The following is a 10341-nucleotide window of genomic DNA, read 5'->3' as shown; positions in this document are numbered from 1 at the left end:
CTGCCCTTGGCAAAGCGGTTGGCGGCCTGCCGCACTGCCGGGCTCCGGGCGCTGGCGAAGCTGTTGCCCAGGCTGGTGAGGTGCCCGCCGCGCTCGGCCAGCACCGCGCCCAGCATGGCGAGCGCCAGCCCCAGGTGCTGGACGATCATCGGTGCGTTGGCGATGCCCATGCCGACGAGCGGCCGCAGGGCGATCTCGACCAGGGGGATCAGGGTCATCAGCAGCAGCGCTGCGGAGGCGATGGCTTCGTCGAAGGGCAGTCGGCGCATGGGGGCGGTTGGCGTGCTTGGCGTGGTGGGGGAAGGGGCAGGGCCGCAGGGGCGGGGTGTCGGGATGGCGGGCAGGAGCGGCCCGCGTTGGCTGGCCTCTGGGGGCTACGGGGTGCGCGAGGGGCGCTCGGGGGGCGGACGTCGCCCCCGCAGGCCCGCCCGCCGGGGCCCGGACGGAGACCGCCCGCGCGCCGACCCGAGCCCACTCGGGTTTGACCGGCGACAGTTCAGGTCTGGGGTGAACACGTTCAGGTTGGAGGCGAACCGGTTCATGTCCAACTTGAACTGACTCCCCTTTTTGGGGCGTGAGTTCAGCTTGGCGCGGCAACAGTTCAGGTCTGGGGTGAACACGTTCAGGTTGGAGGTGAACCGGTTCATGTCCAGCTTGAACTGACTCCCCTTTTTGGGGCGTGAGTTCAGCTTGGCGCGGCGACGGTTCAGGTCTGAGGTGAACGAGTTCAAGTCGGAGGCGAACCGGTTCATGTCCAGCTTGAACTGACTCCCCTTTTTGGGGCGTGGGTTCGGCCTGGACCCGCGACAGTCCGGCTTCCGGCGGAGCGTGTTCAAGTCCGGGCCGAGGCGGGTCGGGTTTCGGGGTGGGCGTGGGTGCCTGGGGCGGCGTCAGCGCTTGCCGGCGCGGTAATCCTTGAGCAGCTTCATCACCTCGTCGAAGGTTTCGGCCGGCACCATCTTGCCGCGGATGCGGGGGTAGAGCTTGTCGGCAAGCTCGTTCCATTCCCTCAGCTGGTCGGGGGTGGGGGTGTGGATCTGCAGGCCGCGCTTCTTCATCGCGTCCACCGCCTCGTCCACCTCCTGCCGGGCTTTGCTGCGCATCTGCAGGCCGGCTTTGGCGCCGGCGGTCTTCAGGGCCTCCTGGGCGGCGGGGCTCATGTCATCCCAGGCTTTTTTGGTCACCACCAGGGCGCCGACGATGGGCGCCCAGTTGATGTCGAGCATGTGGGGCGCGGTGGCGTAGATCTGGCTGGCCAGGGCGAAGTAGGGGGTGGCGGGCACGGCGGTAATCATGCCGGTCTGGATGGACGGGAGGATGTCGCTGGTCTCGAGCGGCACCGGGGTGTAGCCCAGGCTCTTCATGATGTCCTGCTGCTCGGTCTCGCCGGCCCAGGCGAAGAACTTCATCTTGCGGTAGTCGTCCGGGCGCACCGCGGCGTCCTTCGAGAAGAAGCGCACCCAGCCGGCGTCGCCCCAGGCCAGCACCACGAAGCCCTTGTCGAGGAACCTGCGCTCCATGCCCGGGCGCAGCTTCTCGCGCACGTAGTCCACCTCGTCCCAGCTCCTGAAGAGCAGGGGCATGTTCTGCAGCGCGGCGATGCTGGGCTCGATCTCCCGCAGGCCCACCACCGACAGCAGCGCGCCCTGGAGCTGGCCGATGCGCATCCGGCGGGCCATGTCGGTCTCGCCGCCCTGGCCGCCGTCGGGGTAGATCACGTACTTGGCGCCGTCGCCCTGGGCGGTGCGCCAGGCTTCGCCCACCTCCATCAGCTGGCGGTGGTAGAGGGAGTTCTTGGGGGCCAGGGTGCCCATGCGAAGCGTGCTTGCGGCGTGGGCGCCGGGGGCGGCGAAGGCACCGATCAGCAGGCCCAGGAGCAGGCCCAGGAGGGAGACGAGGTGGGGCGGAAGGCGGTCGGCGATTCGGCGCATGGCGAGGTGGGTGGGGTGGAGGGGGTCAGAACAGGTCGTCGGCGCTGTCCCGCAGCCAGCGGGCGCGGCGGCGCATCGCTTCGTTGGCCAGCGTCCTGGGGCTGCCCGGGGCGTCCTTCACGGCCAGGGCTTTGTCCAGCAGGTCGAGGAAGGCGGCCTTGTCGCCGGCGGGCAGGGCGATGCCTTCGGCCTTGGCCACGAAGGCGCCGGCGCTCGTGCCGTGGGCAAGGCGGATCGCGTCGTCGAAGCAGGCTTCGGCCCGGACGCGGCTGCCACCCGGGCGGGCCGCCTCGAAGCTGCCCATCAGGCTCGCCAGATCGCCCTCGCCAAAGCTGGGGTCGGCCTGCCAGGCCAGGTGGGCGAGACGCACCGCGAGGGGCAGGTCGGCCACCGTGTCTGGGTCGTCCTTGGAGAGGGAGATCTGCGCGCCCCAGGCCGCGGCGGCCCAGTAGGCGAGGGGCAGGTCGGCGGCTTTGAGGCGGAGCGGGGAGGCCGGGTCGGCCAGCTGGCGGCGCAGATCCGGGTGGGTGTGGTCGAGGGCGGTCAGGGCGTGGTCGCGGGCCCGGCGGTAGAGGCGGGCGGCGCGCTCGCGCAGGCGCTGGGCGGCCTTGGCGTCGGTGGCGTCGAGGCGGTCGGCGTCGAAGGCCACGAAGGCGTAGGCGTACTGGGTGAAGCCGGCGGCCACGGCGGTCGCCAGCCCGGCGTGCTCGGGCTGGCTGCGCAGCACGGATTCGGAGAGCTTGAGGTGGTAGGCGCTGGCTTCGCGGGCCAGATCGAGGTCATCCTCGGGCGCGCCGGACTGGCTGGCCAGCTCGTCGGCCAGGCTGTGCATCACCGTCTGCCGGGGCGAACAGGCGGCCAGCAGCAGGGCGGTCAGGATGATCGGGGCGATGCGACGGAGCGAAGCGGAGGACGCCATGGCGCGGGATCGGAAGCGCCATGCCCGCGGCCGGCGTCGAGTGAGGGAACGCGCCGGAAGATAGCGGGCCGATGTTGCGGGGGGATGACGGGACGGTGAAGCGCGGGCGAAGGCTCAGAACCCGTGATACCGGTCCGGCCGGTGGTTGACGCCGATCACCAGGTTGAGGGCCGCGGCGCCGAGCACCGACAGCAGCACCTGATGGGGCGCCACGGCAAGGAGGCCGGTGGCGAGGATCAGGCTGTCGAAGGCCATCTGCACGGTGCCGGCGCGCCAGCCGCGGGTTTTCTGCAGGTAGATGGCGAGCACGCCGACGCCGCCCAGGCTGGCGCCGTGGCGGATCAGGATGAGGATGCCGATGCCGATGGCGAGCCCGCTCATCGCCGCGGCGAACACCGGGTCGAGGTGCCGGAAGCCGATGAGGCCGGGCACGATCTCGGTGAACAGCGACAGCAGGCCGATGGCGCAGAAGGTCTTGAGGGCGAAGCGCGGCCCCAGGGCCTTGTAGCCGAACACGTAGAAGGGCAGGTTGATGAGGAAGAGCACCGCGCCGAAGCGCCAGCCGCCCAGGTAGTGCACGATGAAGGCGAGCCCGGTGGTGCCGCCGGAGAGCAGCCGGGCCTCGCGCAGCATGACCACGCCGAGGGCGGTGAACAGGCAGCCCACCACCATCGCCTGGATGTCTTCGAGCAGGGAGTGGGGCGAGGCGGCGGGGGGCGAGGCGGTGTCGGGCATGGCGGCGGGGGGCGGTTGGGCGCGCCCGCATGATAGGCCGCGCCGGCGCCGGTTGTCGCCCTCCGCGCCGGGCTGCCGGATGTCACGGCGAGCTGCCCGGATCGGGTTTTCATGCCGGCCGGGTGACATAGTTCTCACCCCATCCGAATCGGGCGGGCGCATGCTACAGGCAAGCCACGGGAGATCCGGAAAAGTCCGGATGCCGCAACAAGGCGGCAGGCGGGGAATCCTCCGGACGCAAAGTGGCAGTCTCAGCAGAAGAAAAGGAGTTCAAACCATGAACCCGCTCGCCTGGTGGATCGATTACTGCGTCGGTGCGGTGAGCACCAACGCCTCCCGTCTGGAGCTGTGGAGCCTGCTGTTGCTCCAGCAGCCGCTCGAAGCCGGCCACGCCAAACCGCCGGTCGCCGAAGCCAAGTAGATTTCCCTGTGTGTTGCCGTGCCGGGGCGCCCCTGGGTTCAGGGGCTGTCCCCGGTTTTGCCTTTCTGCCATTGCTTGACCAGCATGTAGAGCGCCGGAATCACCGCCAGGGTGAGCACGGTGGATGAGACCATGCCGCCCACCATCGGCGCGGCGATGGGGCGCATCACCTCGGCCCCGGTGCCGCTGCCCCACAGGATGGGAAGCAGCCCGGCCATGATGGCGACCACGGTCATTGTCTTGGGGCGTACCCGCTCCACCGCGCCCTCCATCACCGCGTCGTAGAGGTCGGCGAGGGTCGGCGTCTCGCCGGCGGCGGCGCGGCGGGCGCGGGCCTCGGCCCAGGCGTGGTCCAGGTAGATCAGCATCACCACGCCGGTCTCGGCGGCCACGCCGGCCAGGGCGATGAAGCCCACCGCCACGGCCACCGACAGGTTGTAGCCCAGCAGCCAGATCAGCCACACGCCGCCCACCAGCGCGAAGGGCACCGAGAGCATCACGATGAGGGTTTCGGTGAGGCGCCCGAAGTTGAGATAGAGCAGCAGGAAGATGGTGAGCAGGGTGAGCGGCACGACGATCTTCATCCGCTCGACGGCGCGCTCCATGTACTCGAACTGACCGCTCCAGGCCACGTAGTAGCCCGGCGGAAACTTCACCCGGTCGGCCACCGCCTTCCTGGCGTCGGCCACGTAGCCGCCGATGTCGCGGCCGCGGATGTCCACGTAGATGTAGGCCGACAGCTGCGCGTTTTCGGTGCGGATGCCCGGCGTGCCCTTGGCGATGCTCACCCGGGCGAGCTGCCCCAGGGGCAGCATGGCGCCGCCCATGGTGGGCACCAGCACCTCGCGGGCGATCCGCTCGGGGCTGTCGCGCAGCTCGCGGGGGTAGCGCACGGCGACGCCGTAGCGCTCGCGGCCCTCGACGGTGGTGGTGACCATCTCGCCCCCCAGGGCGCCGGCGATCGTGTCCTGCAGCTCGCCCACCGGGATGCCGTAGCGGGCGAGCTGTTCCCGGTCGGGCTCGATGTTGAGGTAGAAGCCGCCGGTGATGCGTTCGGCGAAGGCGCTGGTGGTGCCCGGCACGGCGCGGACGACGCCTTCGATCTGCTTGGCGAGGCGCTCCAGCTCGTCCAGATCGGTGCCGAACACCTTGATGCCGATGGGCGTGCGGATGCCGGTGGACAGCATGTCGGTGCGGGCCTTGATGGGCATCGTCCAGGCGTTGGCGACGCCGGGAAACTGCAGCGCGGCGTCGAGCTGGGCGATGAGCGTGTCGGTGTTCATGCCGGGGCGCCACTGGTCGCGGGGCTTGAGGTTGATGATGGTCTCGAACATCTCCAGCGGCGCCGGGTCGGTGGCGCTGCCCGCCCGCCCGGCCTTGCCGAAGACCGACGCGACCTCGGGGAAGCGCTTGATGATCCGGTCCTGGGTCTGCAGCAGCTCGGCGGCCTTGGTGACCGACATGCCGGGCAGGGACGAGGGCATGTAGAGCAGGGTGCCTTCGTCGAGGGTGGGCATGAACTCGGAGCCCAGGCGCGAGGCCGGGTAGAGGGTGGCCACCAGCGCCAGCACCGCGAGGCCCACGGTGAGCTTCTTCCAGCGCAGCACGGCGCGGATCACCGGCCGGTAGAGGCGGATCAGCGCGCGATTGACCGGGTTCCGGGCCTCGGGGACGATCCGCCCGCGGATGAACACCAGCATCAGCACCGGCACCAGGGTGACCGACAGCAGCGCGGCGCTGGCCATCGAGAAGGTCTTGGTCCAGGCGAGCGGCGAGAACAGCCGGCCCTCCTGGCCTTCCAGGCTGAACACCGGCAGGAACGATACGGTGATGATGAGGAGCGAGAAGAACAGCGCCGGCCCCACCTCGCGGCAGGCGGCGAGCATCGCCCGGGCCCGGTCGCCGGCGGTGTGGCCCTCCGGCAGGCGCTCCAGGTGCTTGTGGGCGTTCTCGATCATCACGATGGCGGCGTCGATCATGGCGCCGATGGCGATGGCGATGCCCCCCAGGCTCATCAGGTTGGCGTTCATGCCCAAGAGGCGCATGGCGCCGAAGGCCATCAGCACGCCCACCGGCAGCATCAGGATCGCCACCAGCGCGCTGCGCACATGGAGCAGGAAGACCACGCACACTAGCGCCACGATCAGGGATTCCTCGATCAAGGTGGTGCGCAGGGTGGCGATGGCGCGCTCGATGAGGTCGGCGCGGTCGTACACCGGCTGGATCGACACGCCTTCCGGCAGGCCGGGGGCGGCCTCGGCGATCCTGGCCTTGAGCTGGGCGATCACCTCCAGGGCGTTCTGGCCGTGGCGGGCCATGGCGATGCCGGCCACCACCTCGCCCTTGCCGTCCAGTTCGGCGAGCCCGCGCCGCTCGTCGGGCACCCGCTCCACCCGGGCCACGTCGCTCACCCGTACCGGGGTGCCGCGCTCGGCCTTCAGCACCAGCGCGCCGATGTCGTCGCTGCCCCGCAGGTAGCCCTTGCCGCGCACCATGTATTCGGTCTCGGCCAGCTCCACCACCCGGCCGCCCACGTCGCGGTTGGAGTCGCGGATGGTCTGGGCCACCTTCATCGGCGAGATGCCGTAGGCGCGCAGCTTCACCGGGTCGACGGTGACCTGATAGGTCTGCACGAAGCCGCCCACCGACGCCACTTCGGCCACGCCGGGCGTCTTGGCGAGCGGGTAGCGCAGATACCAGTCCTGGATCGAGCGCAGCTCGGCGAGGGTCTTGTCCCGGGCCAGCAGCGCGTATTGATAGACCCAGCCCACGCCGCTGGCGTCGGGCCCGATCTGCGGGGTGATGCCCCGGGGCATGCGCCCGGCGGCCACGTTGAGGTATTCGAGCACCCGGGAGCGGGCCCAGTAGATGTCGGTGCCGTCCTCGAAGATCACGTACACGAAGGACGCGCCGAAGAAGGAGAAGCCCCGCACCGCCCGGGAGCGCGGCACCGACAGCATCGCCGTGGTGAGGGGGTAGGTGACCTGATCCTCCACCACCTGGGGCGCCTGGCCGGGGAACTCGGTGTAGACGATGACCTGCACGTCGGAGAGATCGGGCAGGGCGTCGATGGGGGTGCGCAGCAGGGCGAAGAGGCCGGCCAGGGTGAGGAAGGCGGTGGTCAGCAGCACCGGCACGCGGTTGCGTCCCGACCAGTCGATGAGCTTGGCGAGCATCGGCGCGCTCCGTCAGTGGCCGGTGTGGGCGGGGGGCGTGGCGGCGGCGGGGCGGATCGCGGTGACGGTCCACTCCCCCGGGGCCTGCTCGACGAAATCGAAGGCGATCTTCGCCCCGGGCTTGAGCCCGGCCCGCAGCGAGGGGCTGGCGAGCTTGAACTCCATGGTCATGGCCGGCCAGTTGAGGCTGGGCACCGGCCCGTGGGTGAGCATGGCGGTGTCGGCGGAGAGGTCGAGGCTGTCCACCACGCCTTCGGCCGTGTGGCCCTTGCCGCCGGCCGCCGGCTGGGGCGGGCCGAAGCCGGCGAGGGCGGCCTTGAGGTTGCTCTCGGCGTCGATCAGGAAGTTGGCGGCCACCACCACCGTGTCGCCGGCCGTAAGGCCGTCGAGCACCGCCACCCGCACGTCGTCGCGCTGGCCCAGCTTCACCGCCCGTGGGGTGAAGCGGCCTTCGCCTTGGGCCAGCAGCACCACCTGACGGGTGCCGCTGTCGATCACCGCGGAGGTGGGCACGCTGAGCACCGGCTGGCTGCCGCCGGTGCCGATCTCGATGCGGGCGAACATGCCCGGCTTGAGGAGCAGGCCGGGGTTGGCCAGCTCGACGCGCACCGGCGCGGTGCGGGTGTCGGGGTTCACGCTGGGGTAGAGGTAGGCCACGCGCCCGTCGAAGGTCTTGTCGGGGTAGGCATCGACGCGCACCGTCACCGGCGCGCCCACCCGGGCGGCGGCGATGTCCTGCTCGAAGAGTTCGGCCATCACCCACACGCGGGAGAGGTCGGCCACCCGATACAGCGCCTCGCCGGGCATGAAGCGGGCGCCCTGCACGGCCTTCTTCTCGGTGACGATGCCGGCCACCGGCGAGGTGAAGGGCAGGGTGCGGCTGGCGCTGCCGTTTCTGGCGAGGGCGCGCAGCCGGGCGTCGGGGATGTCCCAGTTGCGCAGCCGCGCGAGGGCGGAGTCGGCGAGCTGCTGCATGCCGTCGCGGGCTTCGCTGCCGGCGTGCCTGAGGGCTTCGACGCCCTGGGCGGCGATCTGGTATTCCCGCTGAGCGGAGAGCAGCTCGGGGCTGTAGGCCTCGAACAGCACCTGCCCGCGGGCCACCGGCTGGCCGGTGACGTTGACGTGCAGGCGCTCCACGTAGCCCTCGAACTTGGGGGCGACGGTGTACAGGCGCTGCTCGTCGGGCTCGACCCGGCCGGCGGCGCGGATGCGGCGCTCCAGGGGGCGCAGCGCCACCTGCTCGGTGCGCACTCCGAGGGTCTGGATGCGCTCGGCGGCGATCTTCACCTGCCCGGCGGGGGCGGGGTCGCCGGTAGCGTCCTCGCCCTCGTACACCGGGATGTAGTCCATCCCCATCGGGTCTTTCTTGGGGGTGGGGGAGGTGTCGGGCAGGCCCATGGGGTTGCGGTAGTAGAGCAGCTTGCGGGTGGGCCTGGCGTCGGCCGCGGCGGTGGGCGGGGTGGCGCTGCGGGTGCCGAACCAGTAGCCGCCGGCGGTGCCGCCCAGGGCAAGCGCGGCGGCCAGGGCGAGGGCGGCGGGCGTCTTCACAGGTCTTCTCCAACGATGCGTTCGATCTCGGCGAGGCGCATCTGGGCCTCGAACTGGGCCTTGATGCGGCCCTGGCGGGCGATGCGGATCTGGCGCTGGGCGTCGAGCAGGGTGGCGAAATCCACCTTGCCGGTCTCGTAGGCGGCCAGCGCCGATTTGAAGCTGAGGTCGGCCTGGGCCTGCAGCCCGGTGGCGATGAGGGCTTCGGTGCGCCGGGCGGCGTCGAAGGCGGCGAGCTGGCCGGCCAGCTCGCCCAGGGCCTGGTTGGCGGTGGCGTCGAGGCGGGCGCGGGCGGCGGACAGCATGGCCTCGGACTCGCGCTCCTGGGCGCGGCGGGTGCCCTGCTGGAGCGGCAGGTTGAGTTCCACCATCAGCTCCCACTCCTTCACGCTGCCCTGGTACTGGATGGGCGAGACGCCCAGGGTGAAGTCGGGGTAGCGGTTCTTGTAGGCCAGCTCGCGGCCCTTTTCGGCGGCGCGCAGCCGGGCTTCGTCGGCAAGGATCTGGGGGTTGAGGGCGCGCACCCGGGCTTCCAGCGCGGCGGCGTCGAGGGCGGCGGGCAGCGGCCGCTGGTGCGTGGGCGCTTCCAGCGGCGCGGCGGCCGGGCGGGCCAGCAGGGTGTTGAGGCGGGCGCGGGCCTGCTGGGTGTCGTTGTCGAGGGCGAGGAGTTCGGCGCGCAGGCCGGTCTGCTCGATCTGGGCGCGGATCGCGTCCTGCTGGGCGGCGAGGCCACCGGCGTAGCGGGCCTGGGCCACCTTCTCGAGGCGGGTGGAGAGATCGAGCAGCTCGCGGGTGAGGGCGGCGTTGCGGTGGATGTACTGGTACTGGGCGTAGGCGGTCTTGATCTGCGCGGCCAGCTCGGCCCAGGTGCCGCCGGCCCGGCCTTCGGCGGCGCGGGCGTCGAGTTCGGCGATCTCGCGCTTCAGGTCGCGCTTGCCCAGCCAGGGCACGTCCTGCATCAGCAGGTAGCGGGTGCTGCCCACCCGGGCCGGCAGCAGCGAGGGGTTCTGCTCGCCCATGCGGGTGATGTCGCGCAGCTCGGTGCGCAACCTGGGGTCGGGCAGGGCGCCGGCCGGGGCGATGCGCTCGGCGGCGGCAGCAGCCTCGTGGCGCATCGCGGCGTAGTCGGGGTTGCGGCTGCGGGCGTGGTCGAGGAGGGTGGCCAGATCGCCCCCCAGCGCCGGCGGTTCGGCAAAGGCCGGCGCGGCGCAGAGCAGCAGCAGGGGCAGGAGGCGGCGCATGGCGGCGCTTACGGCTGCTCGATCCGGGTGACGGTGAGCACCCCGCCGGCGTCGTCCATCCCGAAGCGGATCTTGTCGCCCGCCTTGAGCCGGTCGAGCCACGCGGGGTTCTTCACCCCGAAGGCCATGGTCATCGCCGGCATGCCGTTGGGCAGCGGGCCGTGGGACAGGGTGAGCCGGCCGGCGGCCTTGTCCACCTTCTTCACGGTGCCGTCCACCAGCGTCGCGGCGGCGGGGGCGGCGTGGCTGTGGCCGGCGTGGGGGTCGGCCGCGAAGGCCGGGGCGGCGGCAAGCAGGGCGGCGGCGAGCAGGGCTTTCATGGTGTCTCCGGGGTGGGCGATGGTCGATTCTGGCAAGCGCCCACCGACAG

Annotated in this window: 8 protein-coding genes and 1 pseudogene; 1 reads left to right on the top strand and 8 read right to left on the bottom strand. The window is 71.3% G+C overall.

The window, feature by feature from the left end; all coding sequences use genetic code 11:
- The 4 genes and pseudogenes from ACE3N6_RS12355 to ACE3N6_RS12340 all read right to left on the bottom strand — a co-directional run.
- Positions 1 to 269 (bottom strand): annotated as a pseudogene (locus ACE3N6_RS12355) (C4-dicarboxylate ABC transporter permease); the annotation flags it as partial.
- Between the two features lie 621 nt (positions 270 to 890).
- The gene (gene dctP, locus ACE3N6_RS12350; RefSeq protein WP_374246075.1) at positions 891 to 1931 is read right to left on the bottom strand and encodes a TRAP transporter substrate-binding protein DctP; all 1041 of its coding nucleotides are present in this window, start codon (positions 1929 to 1931) and stop codon (positions 891 to 893) included.
- 25 nt (positions 1932 to 1956) lie between these two features.
- Positions 1957 to 2850, bottom strand: a complete 894-nt coding sequence (locus ACE3N6_RS12345; protein WP_374246074.1) for a TRAP transporter TatT component family protein — start codon at positions 2848 to 2850, stop codon at positions 1957 to 1959.
- Positions 2851 to 2964: 114 nt separating this feature from the next.
- On the bottom strand, positions 2965 to 3585 hold the full coding sequence (locus tag ACE3N6_RS12340; RefSeq protein WP_374246073.1) for a YitT family protein: 621 nt from the start codon (positions 3583 to 3585) through the stop codon (positions 2965 to 2967).
- 277 nt (positions 3586 to 3862) lie between these two features.
- Here ACE3N6_RS12340 and ACE3N6_RS12335 point away from each other — a divergent pair, with 277 nt between their 5' ends.
- The gene (locus ACE3N6_RS12335; protein WP_374246072.1) at positions 3863 to 4006 is read left to right on the top strand and encodes a hypothetical protein; all 144 of its coding nucleotides are present in this window, start codon (positions 3863 to 3865) and stop codon (positions 4004 to 4006) included.
- Positions 4007 to 4044: 38 nt separating this feature from the next.
- Here ACE3N6_RS12335 and ACE3N6_RS12330 read toward each other — a convergent pair whose 3' ends face one another.
- The 4 genes from ACE3N6_RS12330 to ACE3N6_RS12315 are packed head-to-tail and all read right to left on the bottom strand — an operon-like array spanning position 4045 to position 10291.
- Positions 4045 to 7182, bottom strand: coding sequence for an efflux RND transporter permease subunit (locus ACE3N6_RS12330; RefSeq protein WP_374246071.1), 3138 nt, complete (start codon positions 7180 to 7182; stop codon positions 4045 to 4047).
- A 12-nt stretch (positions 7183 to 7194) separates the two neighbouring features.
- Complete coding sequence (locus tag ACE3N6_RS12325; protein WP_374246070.1) at positions 7195 to 8730, bottom strand: efflux RND transporter periplasmic adaptor subunit; 1536 nt, start codon at positions 8728 to 8730, stop codon at positions 7195 to 7197.
- Positions 8727 to 9971: a TolC family protein gene (locus ACE3N6_RS12320; protein WP_374246068.1), complete on the bottom strand. Its 1245-nt coding sequence runs from the start codon at positions 9969 to 9971 to the stop codon at positions 8727 to 8729. The genes ACE3N6_RS12325 and ACE3N6_RS12320 overlap by 4 nt, the downstream gene beginning before the upstream one ends.
- 8 nt (positions 9972 to 9979) lie before the next feature.
- The gene (locus ACE3N6_RS12315; protein ID WP_374246067.1) at positions 9980 to 10291 is read right to left on the bottom strand and encodes a copper-binding protein; all 312 of its coding nucleotides are present in this window, start codon (positions 10289 to 10291) and stop codon (positions 9980 to 9982) included.
- Positions 10292 to 10341 lie beyond the last annotated feature (50 nt).

Origin of the sequence: Zoogloea sp., assembly GCF_041904905.1 — a bacterium.
In the GTDB taxonomy this organism is placed as follows: Bacteria; Pseudomonadota; Gammaproteobacteria; order Burkholderiales; family Rhodocyclaceae; genus Zoogloea.
This window is presented reverse-complemented; position numbering and strand designations above follow the sequence as displayed.